This window comes from Nonomuraea sp. NPDC050790 (assembly GCF_044456745.1).
Classification (GTDB): domain Bacteria; phylum Actinomycetota; class Actinomycetes; order Streptosporangiales; family Streptosporangiaceae; genus Nonomuraea.
In genome coordinates this window covers 14,910-33,436 of record NZ_JBITGF010000014.1, presented here as the reverse complement: position 1 = coordinate 33,436, position 18,527 = coordinate 14,910, and the positions used below count along the sequence as shown (strand labels likewise).

General features: G+C 72.1%; 19 protein-coding genes. 7 read left to right on the top strand and 12 right to left on the bottom strand.

Annotation, left to right across the window (positions count from 1 at the left end):
- Positions 1 to 218 precede the first annotated feature (218 nt).
- Both ACIBEJ_RS46420 and ACIBEJ_RS46415 read right to left on the bottom strand, forming a co-directional pair.
- Positions 219 to 1,367, bottom strand: coding sequence for a S8 family serine peptidase (locus ACIBEJ_RS46420; RefSeq protein ID WP_397189403.1), 1,149 nt, complete (start codon positions 1,365 to 1,367; stop codon positions 219 to 221).
- 100 nt (positions 1,368 to 1,467) lie between these two features.
- Entirely contained in the window at positions 1,468 to 2,907 is a 1,440-nt protein-coding gene (locus tag ACIBEJ_RS46415; protein WP_397189402.1) for a GEVED domain-containing protein, read from the bottom strand.
- A gap of 130 nt (positions 2,908 to 3,037) precedes the next feature.
- Between ACIBEJ_RS46415 and ACIBEJ_RS46410 the strand changes: the two genes are divergently transcribed.
- Positions 3,038 to 3,250 carry a hypothetical protein gene (locus ACIBEJ_RS46410; RefSeq protein WP_397189401.1) on the top strand — a complete coding sequence of 71 codons (213 nt, stop codon included), beginning with the start codon at positions 3,038 to 3,040 and terminating at the stop codon, positions 3,248 to 3,250.
- A 261-nt stretch (positions 3,251 to 3,511) separates the two neighbouring features.
- Here ACIBEJ_RS46410 and ACIBEJ_RS46405 read toward each other — a convergent pair whose 3' ends face one another.
- The gene (locus tag ACIBEJ_RS46405) at positions 3,512 to 4,237 is read right to left on the bottom strand and encodes a MarR family transcriptional regulator (protein WP_397189400.1); all 726 of its coding nucleotides are present in this window, start codon (positions 4,235 to 4,237) and stop codon (positions 3,512 to 3,514) included.
- A gap of 218 nt (positions 4,238 to 4,455) precedes the next feature.
- Here ACIBEJ_RS46405 and ACIBEJ_RS46400 point away from each other — a divergent pair, with 218 nt between their 5' ends.
- Positions 4,456 to 5,442 carry a hypothetical protein gene (locus ACIBEJ_RS46400; protein ID WP_397189399.1) on the top strand — a complete coding sequence of 329 codons (987 nt, stop codon included), beginning with the start codon at positions 4,456 to 4,458 and terminating at the stop codon, positions 5,440 to 5,442.
- Positions 5,443 to 5,444: 2 nt separating this feature from the next.
- Here the strand turns inward: ACIBEJ_RS46400 and ACIBEJ_RS46395 are convergent, their stop codons facing one another.
- The gene (locus ACIBEJ_RS46395) at positions 5,445 to 8,219 is read right to left on the bottom strand and encodes a tetratricopeptide repeat protein (protein ID WP_397189398.1); all 2,775 of its coding nucleotides are present in this window, start codon (positions 8,217 to 8,219) and stop codon (positions 5,445 to 5,447) included.
- Positions 8,220 to 8,317: 98 nt separating this feature from the next.
- On the opposite strand from ACIBEJ_RS46395, the gene ACIBEJ_RS46390 reads away from it, so the two are divergent.
- On the top strand, positions 8,318 to 8,758 hold the full coding sequence (locus ACIBEJ_RS46390) for a carboxymuconolactone decarboxylase family protein (RefSeq protein ID WP_397189397.1): 441 nt from the start codon (positions 8,318 to 8,320) through the stop codon (positions 8,756 to 8,758).
- Here the strand turns inward: ACIBEJ_RS46390 and ACIBEJ_RS46385 are convergent.
- A complete protein-coding gene (locus ACIBEJ_RS46385) occupies positions 8,721 to 9,842 on the bottom strand; it encodes an FAD-dependent oxidoreductase (protein WP_397189396.1) in 1,122 nt (373 codons plus the stop codon). The genes ACIBEJ_RS46390 and ACIBEJ_RS46385 overlap by 38 nt on opposite strands.
- Before the next feature lie 26 nt (positions 9,843 to 9,868).
- Here ACIBEJ_RS46385 and ACIBEJ_RS46380 point away from each other — a divergent pair, with 26 nt between their 5' ends.
- Positions 9,869 to 10,417 carry a TetR-like C-terminal domain-containing protein gene (locus ACIBEJ_RS46380; protein ID WP_397189395.1) on the top strand — a complete coding sequence of 183 codons (549 nt, stop codon included), beginning with the start codon at positions 9,869 to 9,871 and terminating at the stop codon, positions 10,415 to 10,417.
- A 5-nt stretch (positions 10,418 to 10,422) separates the two neighbouring features.
- On the opposite strand, the gene ACIBEJ_RS46375 is transcribed toward ACIBEJ_RS46380, so the two are convergent.
- From ACIBEJ_RS46375 to ACIBEJ_RS46355, 5 genes are read right to left on the bottom strand one after another with little or no spacing between them, the layout of a single operon-like run.
- Positions 10,423 to 11,460 carry an FAD-dependent monooxygenase gene (locus ACIBEJ_RS46375; RefSeq protein ID WP_397189394.1) on the bottom strand — a complete coding sequence of 346 codons (1,038 nt, stop codon included), beginning with the start codon at positions 11,458 to 11,460 and terminating at the stop codon, positions 10,423 to 10,425.
- Complete coding sequence (locus ACIBEJ_RS46370; RefSeq protein WP_397189393.1) at positions 11,457 to 12,068, bottom strand: TetR/AcrR family transcriptional regulator; 612 nt, start codon at positions 12,066 to 12,068, stop codon at positions 11,457 to 11,459. The genes ACIBEJ_RS46375 and ACIBEJ_RS46370 overlap by 4 nt, the downstream gene beginning before the upstream one ends.
- Before the next feature lie 58 nt (positions 12,069 to 12,126).
- Positions 12,127 to 12,474, bottom strand: coding sequence for a VOC family protein (locus ACIBEJ_RS46365; RefSeq protein ID WP_397189392.1), 348 nt, complete (start codon positions 12,472 to 12,474; stop codon positions 12,127 to 12,129).
- Between the two features lie 56 nt (positions 12,475 to 12,530).
- Entirely contained in the window at positions 12,531 to 13,874 is a 1,344-nt protein-coding gene (locus tag ACIBEJ_RS46360) for a dihydroorotase family protein (protein WP_397189391.1), read from the bottom strand.
- Positions 13,871 to 15,100, bottom strand: coding sequence for an MFS transporter (locus ACIBEJ_RS46355; RefSeq protein WP_397189390.1), 1,230 nt, complete (start codon positions 15,098 to 15,100; stop codon positions 13,871 to 13,873). Before ACIBEJ_RS46355 ends, ACIBEJ_RS46360 begins: the two co-directional genes overlap by 4 nt.
- A gap of 81 nt (positions 15,101 to 15,181) precedes the next feature.
- Here ACIBEJ_RS46355 and ACIBEJ_RS46350 point away from each other — a divergent pair, with 81 nt between their 5' ends.
- Both ACIBEJ_RS46350 and ACIBEJ_RS46345 read left to right on the top strand, forming a co-directional pair.
- Complete coding sequence (locus ACIBEJ_RS46350) at positions 15,182 to 16,303, top strand: asparaginase (RefSeq protein WP_397189389.1); 1,122 nt, start codon at positions 15,182 to 15,184, stop codon at positions 16,301 to 16,303.
- The gene (locus tag ACIBEJ_RS46345) at positions 16,218 to 16,877 is read left to right on the top strand and encodes a GntR family transcriptional regulator (RefSeq protein ID WP_397189388.1); all 660 of its coding nucleotides are present in this window, start codon (positions 16,218 to 16,220) and stop codon (positions 16,875 to 16,877) included. The genes ACIBEJ_RS46350 and ACIBEJ_RS46345 overlap by 86 nt, the downstream gene beginning before the upstream one ends.
- A gap of 1 nt (position 16,878) precedes the next feature.
- On the opposite strand, the gene ACIBEJ_RS46340 is transcribed toward ACIBEJ_RS46345, so the two are convergent.
- Positions 16,879 to 17,622, bottom strand: coding sequence for an SDR family oxidoreductase (locus ACIBEJ_RS46340; protein ID WP_397189387.1), 744 nt, complete (start codon positions 17,620 to 17,622; stop codon positions 16,879 to 16,881).
- A gap of 51 nt (positions 17,623 to 17,673) precedes the next feature.
- Between ACIBEJ_RS46340 and ACIBEJ_RS46335 the strand changes: the two genes are divergently transcribed.
- Entirely contained in the window at positions 17,674 to 18,258 is a 585-nt protein-coding gene (locus ACIBEJ_RS46335) for a TetR/AcrR family transcriptional regulator (RefSeq protein ID WP_397189386.1), read from the top strand.
- On the opposite strand, the gene ACIBEJ_RS46330 is transcribed toward ACIBEJ_RS46335, so the two are convergent.
- The gene (locus tag ACIBEJ_RS46330) at positions 18,245 to 18,478 is read right to left on the bottom strand and encodes a hypothetical protein (RefSeq protein WP_397189385.1); all 234 of its coding nucleotides are present in this window, start codon (positions 18,476 to 18,478) and stop codon (positions 18,245 to 18,247) included. The two genes, ACIBEJ_RS46335 and ACIBEJ_RS46330, sit on opposite strands and share 14 nt — an antisense overlap.
- Between the last annotated feature and the right edge of the window lie 49 nt (positions 18,479 to 18,527).

Here is an 18,527-nt window from a genome sequence, read left to right as displayed (position 1 = left end):
GCCTGTTGAGTTGGCAGCTGCGCCATGCATGACTACCTTGCCGCGCCACGCATACTAATTCCACCGATCCTTGCCGTATTAAAGTCAAAGACCGCCATGGATTCCTTGGCACAGCAGAAGGAATACAATCAGTCATTCGGCCTTTTCTCTGAGCGCCAAGAAAGGCCGAAGACTGCCCTCCTAAATATGGCCAAATCGGGCCATATCGCACTCCTGGGTCACTGCTTCGGTTCGGTATCCCCGACGTAAAGCAGCCTGTTGGGCGTATCACGCCGGAGTCCCGATACGACGTTTCTCGTGGACGTCGCCATGAGCGCCGCCGCGATGTCGGCGGGAGTGGCTCGCGGGCTCCTGGCCAGCATCAGCGCCACCGCTCCCGCGACGTGCGGCGTGGCCATCGAGGTGCCGCTCGCCGTACGGGCCGAGGTGTCGTCGGTGAACCAGGCGGAGTCCACGGCGACCCCGGGGGCGAACAGGTCCACGCACCGGCCGCCGTTGGAGAACGGGGCCCGCTCGTCGTCCCGGGTGGTGGCCCCGACCGTGATGGCCTCCCTGGCGCCCGAGGGCGAGGCCTCGCAGGCGTCGGAGTTCTGGTTGCCCGCCGAGACCACGTACGGGATGCCGGTGGCGATGGAACTGCGCACCGCGCGGTCGATGGCCGAGCTGCGGCCGCTCTGCAGGCTGATGTTCACCACGGCAGGACGGCGGGCGTTGGCGGTCACCCAGTCGATCCCGGCCACGATCTCGGCGGTCGTGCCGTAGCCCGCGCAGTCCAGGACGCGCACGCCGACCAGGTCGACGTCCTTGGCCACGCCGTAGGTGGCGCCGCCGAGGATGCCCGCCACGTGGGTGCCGTGGCCGTAGCAGTCCTGGGCGACGGAGTCGGAGTCCACGGCGTCGTAGCCGTCGCGCGCCCTGCCGCCGAACTCCGTGTGGGTCAGGCGCAGGCCGCTGTCGATGACGTACGCCGTGACCCCTGCGGCGCTGCCGCCCCGCACGCCGATCCCGTCCAGGGGCAGGCCGCGCTGGTTGACCCGGTCGAGGCCCCACGGGGCCGCCTGGGAGCTGAACACCTGGTTGTGCTCGACCGTGGCCACGCGCCCGTCGGCGGCCAGGTCCGCCGCCTGCTCGCGGCTCATGGAGGCGGAGAAGCCGCGCAGGGCGGAGGCGTAGACGTGGTGAACCTCGCCGCCGTAGCGCTGTGCCAGGACGGCGGCCTGGCGCTCGACGCCGGCCTCGTCGCCGTCCGGCGGGAGCCGTAGCGCCACGATGAACACGTCGCGGTCGACGGCGCCGCGCACGGGAGGCGCGGCGAGCAGCCCCACGCACAGGGCGAGGAAGGCTGCGGAGAATCTGGCCCAGATCACATGCGTCTCATTTCTACGATCGGCAGGCGCGGCACCGGCCCTGGGGCCCGCACCGCGCCTGCGTTTCACGTGATGGTCTGGGGGTTGTTCGGGGTGGCGGTCAGTCGCGCACGTTCACCGAGGCGCCGCACCCGCGGTCCTCGCACGTGCCCGGCCAGCGCGTGGCCACCTTGCCGTTGCCGCGCTCGCCGTTCCTGACCTGGGCGCGTACGCGGATCTCGCGGGTGGCGCCGGGTTCGAGCAGGCCCCGCCAGGTGAGGGCGGAGCGCGTACGGGAGGTGGGGCGGGGGTTGATCGCCCGCAGCCGCGCGTCGTCGAGCACGTCGTCCAGGCGCATCGACAGGTCGTAGGGAAGGGCCGTCCTGCCGGTGTTGTGGACGCGCGTGGTGAAGGTCAGGGAGCCGCCCCTGCCGACGCGGCCGGGGGTCGCCGCGTGGGTGACGCGGAGCTGACCGGGGGTCAGGAGATTGATGCGGTGGTCCTCGACCTCACCGGTGGCCGCCCAGCCGGTGGGCATGCTCACCTCGGCGGCGGCCTCGGCCAGGCGCAGGCGCAGCCAGGTCGGTCCCGGCTTGGCGTCCTGCGGCAACGCCCAGGTCAGGGCCGCGCGCGAGGAGCCCGCGGGCAGCACGACCGAGGCCCGCTCGCCCGGCTGGAAGCGGCCGTCGCGGTCGAAGTCGACCCACCCGGCCAGCACCCCGGACGACGTGGTGCGCACCGGCAGCGCGACCTGGAGGCGCCGGTCCCGCGTGGCCTCCAGCCGCCCGGACGAGGGCAGCCAGGCGGCGGCGTCGTCCTGGTCGTCGTCGAGCCTGCGCGGGGTGAAGCTCACCGTTCCCGGCCGGTCGGAGGTGGCCGAGGCGCCGATCACCTGGTCGGAGATCGAGTGGGAGGCGGCGCCGTAGGAGCCGGGGGCGTCGGAGTCGTCCTGCTCGAAGGTGACGCGGAAGACGCCCCACATGAACGGGTCGCCGGCCGGCAGCGTCCTGCGCACGTTACGCGCCCGCACGTCCACCGTGAACGAGGTGACCATGCCGTTGACCTGCGCGGTGCCGCACATGTAGACGACGCCGCAGGTGGTCTCCCGCTGGCGGCCGCCCGCGTTGGGCACGATGGCCTGCCGCCCGACCTCGAAGCCGGGGAAGCCCGCGACCTTGCTGAACGTCGGCGGCGACGGGGTGCCGCCCGACAGCCGCAGCCCCGTCCAGTACTCCTCGCGGTTGCCCGCCGAGTCCACCGTGGCGCCGCCGGTGCCGGCCACGTGCAGGCGCGGGTTGCGCACCGGGCTGGAGAAGGTGAACGTCAGGGTGGCGACGTCACTCCAGCCGTTCGGCCGGACCGCGAACCCCTCGTAGAGGTCGCTGATGCCGGCGGCGGCCTTGGCGTTGACCGGGTCCAGGTACTCGTCGGGCGGGGCGCCGGGGTCGGCGCGCAGCGTCTCCGCCTTGGCGACGCGCGTGCCGTACGCCATCTTCTTCTCGACGGTCATGATGATGCCCGAGGGCGCGACGCCGCGGGCACGTTCGAGGGTGTTCGCCATCGTCCAGGTGTTGCCCTTGCCCTTCGACGCTTTGGCGCCGGCAACCCCCGTCCCGTGGCTCGTCGAGGGTCTTTCCTGATCTACGGCAAGTGCCCCCGGGGAGCCCGGCGCGCTGATTAGCATCGCCGCCATGACGTTGACCACCGCGACACGCCGCAATCCACCCCATACGGAAACCACACCAATTACCTTTCCGTCCTCGACGCAGGTTCAGTACTTTCGCGCGCTCTTGCGGAGGCAGACCAAGGAGGCACTGCTGCGGATCAGCAGGGAAAGTGAGCTCCGATATCAGCTGGCCTCGCTGAGGCGCGATCAGCGACGCCAGTACGGCGGATCGCCCTGACGAATCCTGCCAGCGCGGAACTCACGGAGAACCGGCAGAAAGCATATCCAGATCAAAAACATCTTCAGTTCCCGGCGATGCGCCACACATATCCAGAAATGCCCACATATCGACGGCAAGGCGGGGCGGCGGTGCTCTGCCCCCATACCTGAGCCCTTGAACCGGGCCGGGTAAGGCACCGCGGCCCGCTTTTCAGACGGGCCAAGTTATCGACCCGCACCCGCGCGTTCCACCATCCGCCGCCCCCGTGTCGGCCCGGGATCAGGAGTCGCGGCGTTTCCTGGCGGCGTAGTCCCGGCTCCACTGTTCCGCGGCCTCGATCATGGCCTGGCTCACATGCCGGAAGAAGTCGCCGATGTCCTGGAGGCGCATTCCGGCCGGCGTCGTCACGCCCAGCACCCGGGCGGCCTCGCGGGCGAGGTCGGCCAGCACGAGGTTCTGGCCGGCGCTGGCCGTCCAGCCGCGGAACCAGACGTCGGCGTCGATGACGTAGCGGTCACGCCGCCGCCTTGGATCGCGTTCGCGGCGGATGAGGTGCTGCTGCTCCAGCTCGCCGACCGCCTTGGAGACGGAGGCGGGGCTGACCCGCAACCGCCGGACGAGCTCCGCCGCGGTCAGGCTGCCGCTGTCGGTCAGGTACAGGCAGGTCAGGACCCTGGCCGTCATGCGGGACAGGCCCGTGGCGGCCACCACGCCGGTGAACCGCTCCTCCACGTCGCGAACGGCTGCCGCGTCCCGGCCCGGTTCCGCTTCGTCCTCGACGTGCGGCGATGGCGGCGCGGGCCTGCCGCGGCGGGCGCGGCTCTGGGTGGCGCGCTGGGCCTGGCCCGCGCGGTAGCCGCCGGGGCCGCCGTTCCTGGCCACCTCCCGCGTGACGGTGGAGATGGGCCGGTCCAGCAGGCCCGCGATCTCCGTGTAGGTGAGCCCCTTCACCAGGCCGTCGGCGATCCGCTGCCGGTCCTGCTGGGTCAGCCTGCCTCCGGGCATCGCCCCGCCTTCCTGTCGCGTGCGCCCCCATTCTTGCGTTCAACCTCACCCCATTGCAAGTGACGTCACTTATTGCTTGCGTTCAGCGGCAGACTCATTGCAAGAGTTCAGCATATCTGAGCTGCAAGAAGGACTTTTGAGACAGCTTCTATCGTTGACGAATTATTGAACGCAAGTTAGCTTTCATGTGTTCGCAAATCAGTGAAACGGAGCCCTTGATGACCACCTCTCTCGCCCCAGTGCGCACCTGGCACCGTCCACTGGTGGTGTGCGCGACGTTCATGTTCGGCCTCACCCTGGCCTCGGCCGTCGGCCTCGTGGTGGACGACCGGACCCTGCTGAACGAGTCGGTGTGGGTCAAGCCGCTCAAGTTCGGATTCGCCCTGGGCCTGTACGCCCTCACGCTGGCCTGGCTGTCGACCAAGCTGACCAGGGGCAGGCGGGTGGGCCGCTGGGTGGGCCACGTGTTCGCGGTGACCGCCCTCGTGGAGGTCGGCGCCATCACGATCCAGGCGGCACGCGGCACGTTCAGCCACTTCAACGCCGACCTGACCGACCCGGTCACGGCGGCGCTGGTCCCCATCCTCACCTACGGCGTGATGATCATCCTGATCGGGCAACTGGTGCTCGGGGTGGTCGTGCTGATCCAGCGCACCGGCGACGCGGCGCTGAACCGGGCCATCCGCGCCGGGCTGGCGCTGGCCATCTTCGGGATGCTCCTGCCCGTCTACTGGCTGGTCACCCAGATCACCCCGCGCACGGTCACCGACGCCAACGGCAGGCAGGTGCCCATGTACCAGGGCCACGGCACCGGCGACCCCGACGGACACGGCATGTTCCTCACCGGCTGGAGCGTCACCGGCGGCGACATGCGCGTCCCCCACTTCTTCGCCCTGCACGGCATCCAGCTACTGCTCCTGCTCGCCGCGGTGCTGTCGGCGCGGTCGGCCCGGCGGGGCTGGCTGCGCCCGGAGAAGGTCCGCGCCCGGCTGGTCGGCAGCGCCGCGCTCGGCTACACCGGGCTGGTCGCGGTGGTGACCTGGCAGGCGGCACGCGGCCAGTCGCTGATCCACCCGGACGCCGCGACCCTTCTCGCCCTGGCGGCGGTCCTGCTGGTCACCGTCGTGACCGCCGCGTTGTCGGTGGCCGCGGGCAGGCGGGCGGCAGCCGTACCCGATGGGCGGCGGGAGCACGTGGCCCGGTGAGGCTACCCGGCGTGATCGAGCAGGGCGCGGACGTCGTCCGCCTCGGGGACGCCGAGCTCCCCGTAGAGGTCCAGGGCCAGGCGGCCGTGCTCGCGGGCCTGGCCGGAGTGACCGAGCTTGAGGTGCGCGCGGGCCAGGCCGTCGTGGGCGCGGGCCTGTTCGGGACGATTGCGGGAGGCGTCGGCCAGCGCGAGCGCGGCGGTGTGCTCCTCGACCGCCCGCGCGGGGTCGCCGGCCGCCTCGGCCAGCCCGTTGAGCGCGGTCGCCTCGTCGGTGGCGTTGCCGAGCTTGCGGTACAGCGCGGCGGCCTCCTCGTGCCTGGTGCGGGCCTGGTCGAGCCGGCCCTGGTGGCGAAGGACGACGCCGAGGTGGTTGAGCACCAGCGCCTCGCCGCCCGGGTTGCCGAGCTTGCGGTGGAGCGCCAGGGCCACGTCGAGGTGCCTGCGCGCCTCCTCGGGACGCCCGGCCCGGTCGAGCACGAGCGCGAGGTAGCCGAGGACGTGGGCCTCGCCCCATCGGTCGCCGCCGACGCGGGTCAGGTCGAGCGCCCGCTTGAGGTGCTGCTCCGCCTGCTCGTCCTGGCGGCGGCGCTGTGCGACGTTACCCAGGGTCAGCAGGGCGCGCGCCTCCTCCTGCGGCTGCTCGCACGCCTCCAGGGCCTGGTTCGCGTGCTCCTCCGCCTGCTCGTAGCGGCCGAGCCGCCAGTACGTCCAGGACAGGTCGGTGAGCGCCTGCGCGTCGAAGCCGCTGCCGAGCTTGCGGCTGCGGCGCAGGATCAGGTGGTGCAGGGTCAGGGCGTCGTCGTGGTGCGCCTGCCGGTCGAGGTACGGGCGCAGCGCCAGGCCCATGTAGCCGAGGCAGACCTCGGGCCCGTGCAGCGCGGTCACGATGATGTTGGAGCGCTCGGCGTCGAGCCAGGTGAGCGCCTCGTCGGCGTCGCGGATGGGCGGGATCGGCGACTGCGGCTGCGGGATGCCCTCGCGCTGCACGACGCTGTCGGGGAAGAGCCGGTCCATCGCCGCGCGCGAGCGGTGCAGGTAGTAGACGAGCAACTGCAGGATCGCGCCGTCGTCGGCGCCGAGTGAGCGGGCGTGCTCGCGCAGCAGGTCGTGGAAGGTGTACCTGCCCGGTTCGAGCTGCAGGAGCATGTGGGCGTCGAGGAGGCTTTCGAGCAGTTCCTCCGCCTCGTCCTCGGGGATGCCGGCCAGGGCGGCGGCGCCGTTGGCGTCGATGTCACGGCCGGGCACCAGCCCGAGCAGGCGGAACATCCGCTGCTCGTCCTCGTGGAGCTGCTCGTAGGAGATGCTGAACGCGGCCGACACCCCGTCCAGCAGCCGTCGCTGGTCGCGCAGCTTGCCGGCCAGGTAGGCGACCGTCCAGCGCGGGCGGTGCTGCAGGCGGGCGGCGGAGATCCGGATGGCCAGCGGCAGGTGGCCGCACAGCTCCAGCACCTCGCGGACCGCGTCGGGCTCGTTCGCCGCGCGTTCGCCGACGATCCGGCCGAACAGCTCGGCGGCGTCCCGCTCGCCCAGGACCTCGACGGACAGGGCGCGGGCGCCCTCCAGGCCGACCAGCCGCCGCCTGCTGGTGACCAGCACGAGGGTGTCGGCGCCGCCGGGCAGCAGGGGGCGTACCTGGTCGGCGTCGAGGGCGTTGTCCAGGACGACGAGCACCCGGCGACCGGCCAGTTCGGCCCGCCACAGCGCGCCGCGCTCGACCGGGGTCGCGGGGATCAGTTCGGCGGGCACGCCGAGCTGGCGCAGCAGCGCCTCCAGCGCGGCTGAGGGCTCGACGGGGGTACGGCCCGCCGTGTGGGCCTGGAGGTCGAGGAAGAGCCGGCCGTCCGGATACCGTTCGGCGAGCCGGTGCGCCACGTGGACGGCCAGCGTGGTCTTGCCGATCCCGGCCATGCCGTCGATGGTGACGAGGGCCGCCTCCTGCTCGTCGGCCAGCCGGTCCAGCTCGGCCGTACGCCCAGAAAAGTCGGGAATGTCGTAAGGCAGGAAGGTGCGCTTGGGCGCGGGCTGCACCGGCGGCGCGGGCTCGGCCGTCTCGGCCGGCTCGGCCAGGCGTAGCGACGGGTCGTCGTTCAGCACCGCCCGCTCCAGTTCCGCGAACGCGTGCCCCGGATCGAGTCCCTGCTCGTCGGCCAGGGCCGTGCGGTAGGCGCGGGCCACGGCCAGCGCGTCGGCCTGCCGGCCCGATCGGTGCAGGGCCAGGACCAGGTGGGCGTTGAGCTTCTCCCTGATCGGGTGGGCGGCTACCTGGGCCGCCAGGTCGTCGAGCAGCTCGGCGTGCCGGCCCGCGGCGAGCTCGGCCTCCGCCAGGCGTTCGCAGGCCGTGAGCCGCCGGTCGTTCCACAGATCGCGGGCTCCGGTGACGTAGTGCGCGTTCACGTCTTCGAGCGCTTCGCCGTTCCAGAGGGCGAGCGCCCCGCGCAGGTCGCCGAGCGTGACGAGCTCGGTGAACTCCTGCGTGTCCACCTGCCCCTGCGCCGGGTTGACGACGTAGCCGCCGGCCCGCGTCTCCAGCAGGTCCCCGTCGCCGGCCGCGCGCAGCGCCTTGCGGATCGCGGTGATGGAGGCGTGGACCTGCGAGCGGGCGGTGTCGGGCTGGTCGTAGCCCCACATGGCCTCGATCAGCCGGTCGATGCTGATGACCCGGCCGGCGTTGAGGAGCAGGTAGGCCAGGACCGCACGATGCCGCGGCGCGATGGCCGGAAGGACGGCCCCGTCGGCGACGAACTGCACCGGCCCCAGAAGCTGAAAACGCACCATTTGTCACCCCATCGTCTACGCATAGCGAATGTATCAACCCCGGCGGTCAGCCTGTTCTCACAGCAACAGCGATGAAAGAGGACAAAATGGAAGCCCGGATGAAGAACCCCGCGACGATCATTCCCGCCGCGATGAAGCCGATCATGGAGCTGATGAAGGCCGCCCAGTCCCAGGGCCTGCCCCCGGAACTGATGGAGATGATCCACCTTCGCGTCAGCCAGATCAACGGCTGCAGCTTCTGCGTCGACGCCGGTCTCAAGAACCTGCGCAAGCTCGGCGAGAGTGACGATCGCGTGGGCCTGGTCGCCGCCTGGCGCGAGGCCCCGTACTACACGGACGCCGAGCGGGCCGCGCTGCAGCTCGCCGAGGCCGCCACCCGGCTGGCCGACCGCCCCGACTCCGTCTCCGACGAGGTCTGGGACGCCGCCACCGACCACTTCGACGAGCAGCAGCTCGCCTCGATCCTGCTCATGATCGCCACGACCAATCTCTTCAACCGGCTCAACGCCCCGATCCGCCAGGTCGCGGGGTCCTGGTAGAGCGCGCCGACAGGTAGCCGCTCGACTTACGGATCCACCAGGAGTACACGGCGCTCATCGGCCCGCCGGGCATCTTCCTGCCCGGCTGGTTGGCGATCTCGTCACCGGCCAGCCGGGCGGGCAGGCGCAGTTGCCTGGACCGGGTCCGCTCGTAGCCGCGCAGGTCGCCCAGCGAGCGGGTCAGCAGCCAGGCGTCCTCCACCGCCTGGTTGGTGCCCTGGGCGAGGCTGGGCGGCATCGTGTGGGCCGAGTCGCCGAGCAGCGTGGTCGGGCCGCGTCCCCAGACCGCCGGCACCCTGTGCCGCCAGTGCGCGAACGGCTCCATCTCGGTGACCGTGGACAGCACCTCGGGGACCAGGCCCTTCCAGTGGCCGAACCGCTCCTTGAGCCGGCCGATCGGGTCGGCCTCGTCCAGCCAGAGGGGACGGCCGGGCGCGGTGCGCACCTCGAACCAGTTCAGGACCCGGCCGGGGCCCGCCGGGGTCAGGCCCATCATGCCTTCCTCGCCGGTGATGACCAGGGAGCGCCCGGTGTCGACCAGTTCCCTGGGTACGTCGGCGAAGGTCTGCCAGGTGACCCATTCGGTGCGGATGGCCGGGTCCTCTTTGCCCAGGGCCCGGCGTACCGGGGAGTTGCGTCCGTCGGCGCCGACCAGGATGTCGCCGGCCAGCGTGGTCCCGTCGGCCAGCGTGACCTCGGCCCGGTCGGGGTCGACCGCCACGACCTCGCTCCCGTAGCGGACCGGCACCCCGTCGGCCAGGCGTTCGACCAGGTCCCTGCGGGCGAGGTGCACGCTGGGGGCGCCGTGTCTGCGCTCGGCGCGCAGCAGGTCGATCGTCATCAGCGGCCGGCCCTCCGGCGACCAGCTTTCCAGCCGGGTCAGCCTGCTGCCCAGGTCGGTGGGGTCCGCCCCGAGCTCGCGCAGGATGCGGATCGAGCCGGGCCACAACGTCACGGAGCCGCCCGTGGTCCGCAGCTCCGGCGCCCGCTCCAGGATGTCCACGTCGTGCCCGGCGGCGGCCAGTGAGCGCGCCGCGACCAGTCCACCCGGTCCCGCGCCTATGATGAGGATTCTGATACGCATAGTATCTGATACTAGGAGTCTCACTTATGGCCCGCAAGCCGGACCCTGAGGTCGATCTCCGCATCAAGCGGGCGGCGGCCACCCTGCTCTTCACCAAGGGACTGGACTTCACCATGGACGAGGTGGCCCAGTCCGCCTCCGTGGGCAGGGCGAGCGTCTTCCGCCGCTACGCCACCAAGCGCGACCTGCTCATCGACGCGCTCGGCGCGGCCATGGACGCCGCGGTGACGATGCCCGACACCGGGTCCTTCGCCGGCGACCTGCGCGTGGTCGTCACCGAGACGATGGAGGGATGGCAGGCGATGGGCCACGTCGCCAGGCAGATCTACGGCGAGGCGGGACGCGACCCGGCCATCGCCGAGGTCCTGCGCGAGTCCATGCGGTCGAGGATGGACCGCTCGTGGTCCATCTACGACCGGGCCCTCGCGCGGGGCGAAGTACGCGAGGACGCCGACCTGTGGCTGCTCAGCGACATGCTCGTCGGCGTGGTCGTCTACCGCGGCCTCCTGGAGAAGGAACTGCCCACCGTTGACGCCGTCGTCGAGGCCCTCCTGAACGGCTTCGCCCCCCGCTGACCCGCTCAGGCGCGCGGGACGAACTCCTCGGCCAGTTCCCTCCCCTCGGCCTGCACCCGCAGGACCACCGGCCTAACCGACCGCTCGTACCGGGCCAGCGCCGCCTCCAGGTCGCCGCCGTCCCGCAGCGCCCCGGCCAGGGCGTGGGCCCCGGCCAGCGCCATGCCCGCGCCCTGCCCGGTGAGCAACGACATCGCCTGGCAGGCGTCGCCGACCAGCGTCACCCTCCCCCGGCTCCAGACCGGCAGGTCGATCTGGGCCACGCGGTCGTAGTACGGCCGCGCCGGGCAGTTGTCCAGGAGTCTCGGCACCAGCCAGCCGTGCCCGCCGTACACCTTGTGCAGTTCGGCACGCGGGTCGGCGGGCAGCGGCGCGCCCGGCGGGGTGCGGTGCGTGAACAGGGTCGCGACGTGCCCGCCGTGCGCGGGATAGGCGCCGACCTGCCGGCCGGGCGCCTCCAGCATGTGCAGGCCGTCGCCGAGCGCGCGGGCGGTCCCAGGGTCGTGGAAGACGTAGGCCGCGGTCTGGAAGCCCAGATCGAGCAGCGTGTGCCCGTCCGCGCCGAAGGTCATCGCCCGGATCCGCGAGTGGATGCCGTCGGCGCCGACGAGCAGGTCCGCGCGCTCCACCGCGCCGTCGCTCAGCGTCACCGCGAGGCCGTCGCCGGCGTCGTCGTAGGACCGCACGGTACGGCCGAAGCGGACCTCGCCCTTCATCGACCGGAAGAGCACGTCCTCCAGCTCACCCCGCATCAGCGACAGGATCCTGTCACTGCCCGGCCGGTCGTCGACGAACCGCCCGGTCACCGCGCCCTCGTCGTCGTGGTGCACGAGCTCCGACAGGGTGAAGGCCCTCGCGCGCAGTTCGGGCAGCAGCCCCATGCTCTCGGCGGCGTCGAAGCCCGGCCCCTGACAGTCGAGCATGTACCCGGCGCCGTGGGGCCCGGGGGCGCGCTCGACGACGACCGCCTCGTGCCCGTCGCGCTCCAGCAGCACGGCCAGGGCCAGCCCGGCGATGCCCGCGCCGCAGATCAGAACCCTCATCGTTTCCCTTCCTCCGCGCACAGCAGGGCGACCGTGGCGTCCACCGCGCCCAGGTGGGCCTCGCGCACCCCGCCGGGGTCCACGAGGATCGCCCACATCAGCCCGTCCATGACGGCCAGGACGAGCTGGGCCAGCGCCTCGTGGTCCTGGCCAGGACGCAGCCGCCCCGCCTCCTCCGCCAGCCGCAAGGCTTCGAGCAGCAGGCCGCGTGCCTCCCGCGTGACCTCGGCGACGGCCGCGGCGAAGTCGGGGCGGGCCGCCGCCTGCGCGTGGAAGGCGGCCCAGACCAGGGCCTCGCCGCGACGGACCGGGTCCAGCGGAAGGACCGAGAGGATCACCTCGCGCAGCGCCTCGGGGAAGCGCCGCCCGTCGGTGGTCAGGGGGACGTTGCGCAGGCGCTCGCCGGACGCCTCGACCACCTCGGCCAGCGCGAACCGCAGCATCTCATCCTTGCTGGTGAAATAGCGCTGGATGGCGCCCACCGAGCATCCGGCCTCGGCCGCCACGGTCCGCACGCTGACCGCCTCCATGCCGTCGCGCTCGACGACGCGCAGGAGTGCCGCCGCGATGTGGCGGCGCCGTTCCCCGTGATCGACGCTCTTGGGCACCGCTGTCGCTCCATCTGTGAATACACTCGTATGAATACGATCGTATTCTAGACTGCGGTCAGCGGTGGCTCAGGACGTTGACCACCCGGCCGTTGGGGTCGCGCACGAAGAAGCGCCGCACGCCCCAGTCCTCGTCCCGCAGGTCGTGGACGATCTCGGCGCCGCTGTCGCGCATGAGCGCGTAGGCCGCGTCCACGTCGTCCACCTCGATGCTCACGTCCGGCGTGACCGGGGCGGTCTTGTCGGCCGTCATGAAGCTGACCTGCGCCCCGGGCTCGGTGGGCGAGGCCAGCGTCACGATCCACCCGTGGTCCATGACCTCCTCGAACCCCAGCAGCCCGTAGAACTCCCTGCTCTCCCCCACCGCTTCCGACTGGATGACGGGCATGACACGACGCACGGACATCGAAGACTCCCAACCTGTAGACGGATCACGAAGGGCGGTGCCCCACCGCCGGGATCCTAAGCGCCGGCGCCGGGTAGGAACCGTCCCTCGCGGGCCGCCACGGGCTTGCCCTCCTCGGCCACCAGGGCGCCGCGCAGGTAGGTGCGCACCACCCGGCCGGTGACGGCGCGGCCGTGGTACGGCGTCCAGCCCGCCTTGGACAGCATGTCCTCGTTGGCCAGCGTGCGCCTGCCACCGGGGTCGACCAGGACCAGGTCGGCGTCGGCCCCCACGCCGATCCGGCCCTTGCGCGGGTACAGGCCGTACGTGCGGGCGGGCGTCTCGGCGTACACCCGGGCGATGTCCTCGTAGCTCAGGTGGCCGCGGGCGGCGGCGTCCAGCAGGACCGGCAGGGTGGTGTCGAGGCCCGGCAGGCCGAAGTGGACGTTCCAGATGTCGCCGGCGGCCTTCTGCTCCAGCGTGGACGGCGCGTGGTCGCTGGACATGTGCGTCAGCGTGCCCGAGCGCAGCAGCTCCCACATCCGCGCCTCGTCGGAGTCGGTGCGCGCCCTGGCGGGCGGCGTGAACTTGCGCAGCGCCCCGTGCTCGTGCACCTCGTCCTCGCGCAGGAGGAAGTACTGCGGGCAGCCCTCCGCGCCCAGCCGCGCGCCGCCGGCCCGCTCGCGGGCCAGGTAGGCGGCGACCTCGGGGTGGCTGACGTGCGCGACGACGGCCCGCGCGCCCACCCGCCTGACCAGCAGCGCGGTGACGGCGGCGGCCACGACCTCGGCGTCGCGGTCGCGCCAGTCGGGCAGCAGGCCGGGGTCGGTGCGGCCGGCGCGACGCAGCAGCCGCTCGGCGTCGGCGGTCAGCGACTCGTCCTCGCAGTGGACCAGGCTGACCGCGCCGGACATCGCCGTGGCCTGGAGGTGGGCGCGCAGCGCGGCGGCGTCGTGGCCGGGGATGCCGTGCGTGGTGCAGGTGAACACCTTGAAGAAGGCGACGCCCGCCGCCCACAGGCCCGCGACGTCGGCGGCCTCGCCCGGCCAGGCGTGGGCGGCCAGGCCGAAGTCCACGTTGGAGCGCCCGGCCAGGTACGCCCGCTTGTCGCGCAGGTCGTCGGCCGTGCGCACGGGCGCGCCGTGGCTGTGCTCCACGATGGTGGTGACCCCGGCCGCCGCCGCGGCCGCGGTACCGGTGGGGAAGTCCTCGCGCTCGGTGCTGCCCGGGTCCATGAGGTGGACGTGGGTGTCGACGCCGCCGGGCAGGACCAGCAGGCCCGACGCGTCGACCTCGTGGCGGGCCGCGGGCCGGTCGGCGCCGACGACCGCGATCCGGCCGTCGGCCACGCCGACGTCGGCCCGGCGGCGGCCGTCCGGGGTGACGACCATGCCACCGGCGATCAGCAGGTCCAGCGTCATCGGTGAGATCCCCTTTTCTTGCCGGCCAGAAGGAGCGCGGTGAAGGCCACGACGGGCAGGATGCCCAGCACGCCCACGGCCGCCCCACCCCACCCGAACTGCCCTTTGAGTGCCGTGAACAGGTATCCGGCGAAGGCCGATGGAATGTAGAAACAGGCTACGAAAAGTCCGGAGACCCGCCCGGCCAGCTCGGGGCGCACGGAGCGCTGGATGGCGGAGTACAGGTTGACGAACAGGACGCCGCTGGCCAGCGCGCCTTCGGCGAACGACAGGGCGTACTGCGTGCCGTACCCGCCGGGGACGTGGAACATGACCAGGCCGACCACGCTGAGCCCGGCCAGGCAGAAGAGCATCAGGCGGCGCTGGTCGAGACGGTCGCCGAGGTAGCCGCCGACGATGCTCAGCGTGGCGCCGAAGCCGAACATGGCCGCCGCGAAGCCCGCGTCGTTCTTGCTGAAGCCGAGCTCCTCCTGCAAGTAGGTCGGGTAGATCCCGAGATAGCTGTAGAGCATCACGCCGACCACGCCCGCGCTGACCGCCAGCAGCACGGTGTCGCGGTTGAGCAGCGACGCGGGGAGATGGTCCTGGCCGGTGACGGCGTGACTCCTGGCCGGTTCCGCCTGTTCCGAGAAGACCTTCGGGACGCCGAGCCACAGGACCACGATCATCACCAGGCCCAGCAGCCCGTAGACGACGAACGGCGTGGCCCAGTCGCCCGTGGCGGTGGCGAGCTTCGCGCCCAGGAACGGCCCGACCACGCTGCCCAGCCCGAACACCGTGTTCAGGTAGCCCAGCGCCAAAGCCCGCGAGGCGTGGAAGTAGGCCCCGACGGCGGCGAACAGGGCGGTGATCTGCATGGCCTCGCCGACGCCCGACAGCGCCCGGTAGGCGAACATGTCGAAGAACCCCACCGCGTACGCCGTGAGCAGCGTGAACCCGGAGTAGATCAGGATGCCGACCGCCATGACCCCCTTGCGGGACAGCCGGTCGAGCAGGATGCCGGTCGGGACGCCGGCCAGGCCGATGCCGAGGGTGAAGACGGTCGCCAGCAGCCCGCCCTGGGAGAGGGCGAGGCCGAGGTCGGCGCGGATGTCGGGCAGCAGCACCGGGAAGAGCTGCCGGTCCATCGCGTTCAAAATGTAGGACACGCCGAGCATGGCCATCGTCGTGAGGGCCACCGTCCGGGTCAGCCGGGCCTGTGGCACCTCAGTTTTCTCCGCTGTCATCACTCCTCCATCGGCTGGCTTCCCCGAGGTATGTGGATGTTATAAAATGCAACCCATAACCTGTCAATGGAGGATGTGCACATGACCGACCCCCTGGTCCGCGTCCTGTCCCTGGGCGGCACCATCACGATGACCCCGACCGACAGCGGGGCCGTCGCGCCCTCGCTCGGCGGCGACGCGCTGCTGGACGCGGTCGCGCCCGCGCTGCGCGGCCTGCGGGTCACCGCGAGGACCCTCGGCCGCACCCCCGGCGCCGCGCTGACCCCCGTCCTCGTGCTGGACGTCGTGCGCGAGGCGGAAGAGGCGGTACGCGGCGGCGCGCACGGGGTCGTCGTGGTCCAGGGCACCGACACCATGGAGGAGTGCGCCTATCTGGCCGACCTCGTGTGGCGGGCGGAGGCGCCCCTGGTGTTCACCGGGGCGATGCGGCCGGCCGGAGCGCTCGGCGCGGACGGCCCCGCCAACCTCGCCGCCGCCGTCAGGACCGCGGCCGACCCCCGGGCCCGCGACCGGGGCGTGCTCGTGGTCATGAACGACGAGATCCATGCCGCGCACCGGGTACGCAAGGCGCACGCCGGGGCGTTGCAGGCGTTCGAGTCGGGTGAGTTCGGGCTGCTGGGGCGGGTGGTCGAGGGGGCTGCCCGGTTCGCCGGGGGGCCGGTCAGGGGGGCGGCGCTGCCGTACCCGTCGGGGGAGGCGCGCGTCCCGATGCTGGAGACGCACCTCGGCGACGACGGCGGCGCGCTGCGGACCCTGCTCGACGCCGGGCTCGACGGCGTGGTGATCGCCGCCTACGGCGTCGGCCACGTCTCACCCGCGCTGGCCGACACCATCGAGAAGGCGGCGGCCAGGGTTCCCGTCGTGCTCGCCAGCCGTACCGGAGGGGGGAGCACCCTGCGCGCCGCCTACGCCTTCCCCGGCTCGGAGTCCGATCTGATCGGCCGGGGCGTGATCACCGCGGGACGGCTCAACCCGCGCCAGGCCCGGCTGCTCCTGTGGCTGCTGCTGGCCTCGGGCACGCCCGGGGAGGAGATCGCGCGGGCGATCGTCACGCGCGGCGGCGGCTATGCTGAACGGGCGCTGTCGTGGCCGCGTCCAGCCGGATCGGAGGCGAAAGGTGTTGCCCAACAAGCAGCCGAACCGATCGCGGACGGCGCACGAGTACGCCAGGGAGAGGATCCGCACCGCCATCCTCTCGGGTGAGCTCGCCGCCGGCACCCGGCTGCTGCAGCGGGAGATCGCCAACGATCTCGACGTCAGCACCACCCCGGTCAGGGAGGCGCTGCGCGACCTGGCCACCGAGGGTCTCATCTACCTCGACGCGCACCGCGGCGCCGTGGTGCGCAGCCTCGACCTGGACGAGGTCCGCGAGATCTACGAGATGCGCATGGCGCTCGAACCGCTGATGATCAGGCGGGTGCTCGGCTCCATCACCGACGAACGGCTGGCCGCCGCCGCCGAGTTGTGCGAGCGGATGGCCGCCGAGCCCGACCTGTCCGTCTGGGTGGACCTCAACCGGCGCTTCCACGGCCTGCTCTCCGACGAGGGCGACGAGGGCAAGCTGGCCCAGACGCTGCGCAGCCTGCGGGCCAGCGCCTCCGCGTACGTCAGCCTGTCGCTGGACGCGCGGCCCGAGCAGGTCGGCGAGGCCAACGCCGAGCACCGCCGCCTGGTCGAGCTCTACCGGGCGCGCGACCTCGACGGGATCGTGGCCGTCACGCTGCAGCATCTGCGCAACACGCTGGCCGCGATCGAGGCCACCCACCAGGAGTTCTGAGTCAGCCGAGGCGCGGGCCCAGGTGCACGCCGCCGCTGGCGTCCAGGACCTGGCCGGTCACCCACCGGGCCGCGTCGGAGGCGAGGAAGCCCACCACGTCGGCCACGTCCTCGGCGGTGCCCACCCGGTCGAGGGCCGTGTGGCCGGCGAAGAAGGCCGACGCCTCCGGGGTGAACAGGGAGGCGTTGGCGTGGGTCCTGGTGGCGCCGGGGGCGACGACGTTCACGGTGATGCCGCGGCCGCCGAGTGCCTGGGCCAGGGAGAGGCTCATGGTCTCCAGCGCGCCCTTGGTCATGGCGAAGGAGGTCTGGGCGGGGTAGGCCATGCGGGTGGCGACGGTCGAGACGCTGATGATCCGCCCGCCGTTCCGCAGGAGGGGCAGGAGCCGCTGGATCAGGAAATATGGGGCTTTGACGTTGACCGAGAAGAGCCGGTCGAACTGTTCGGGCGTGTCCGTCTCGATCGGCCCGGCGGGCGGGGCTGCTGCGTTGTTGACCAGGATGTCCAGCTCGCGCTCCGCCAGCGCGTCGGCCAGCGCGGCCACGCCGTCCATGGTCGCGAGGTCGGCGCGCACGGCGAAGGCCCGCTCGCCGATCCGGCCGACCGTCTCCTCCACCTCGGCCTCGCTGGAGCTGTAGTGCACGGCCACGCGGGCGCCGTCGGCGGCCAGCCGTTCGGCGATGGCCCGGCCGATGCCGCGCGCGGCGCCGGTCACCAGCGCGGTCTTGCCGATCAGTCGTGTCATGGGGGACCTCCACAAAGTGTTAGTGACTACCACTTTGGTATTGTCTACCACATGACTGGCCTACGCGATCGGCGCCGCATCGAGACCAGGCGGGCGATCCAGGAGCACGCCATCCGCCTCTTCCTCGACCAGGGCTACGACGCGACCACCGTGACGAGCGTCGCGGAGGCCGCGGGCGTCTCCGCGATGACCGTCTACCGGCACTTCGCCACCAAGGAGGACCTGGTCCTGTACGACGACTACGACCAGGTGACCGCCGCCACCGTCGCCGCCCGCCCGGCGGCCGAGTCGCTCCACCGGCGGATCGGCCTGGCCCTCGTCGAGATGGCGGCCTCGGCGGTCGCGGCCGAGAAGGCGATGCTGCTGGCCCGCCTGCGCCTGATGATCTCCGTCCCGGCGCTGCGCGCCCACCACCTGGACAGCCAGTACGCCACCCAGTCCGCGATCGTCACCGCCCTCTGCGGCCCGGCGCCCGACCCGGCCGAGGAGTTCCGGGTACGCGCGACCGCCGGCGCCTGCCTGGGCGCCACACACGTGGCACTGGTGCGCTGGGCCGAGAGCGAGGGCCGGGCGGACCTGCCGGAACTGATGCGGCAGGCCCTGGGATTCGCCTTCGACCGGCTCAGCAGGGAGTGAAGAAGACCTTCAGCGTTCCCGCCAGTGTCCCCCACTGGCCGGCGGGCTGGCTGCAGCCGAACCAGCGCTGCCCGACGACCTGGTCCCCGCTGTAATAGGTGAAGACGATGAGGTTGTCGCCCCCGGGCGGAGGCGGCGGAATGGCGTGGACCGGAGTCGATCCGACAGCGAGCACACCGGCGGCCAGCACCGCCGCCAGAACCCCTCGCCCTAATTTCATGAACGTCCCTCCCAGGCTTTCCGGCCAGGCCGAATGCCGAGGCCGCGTG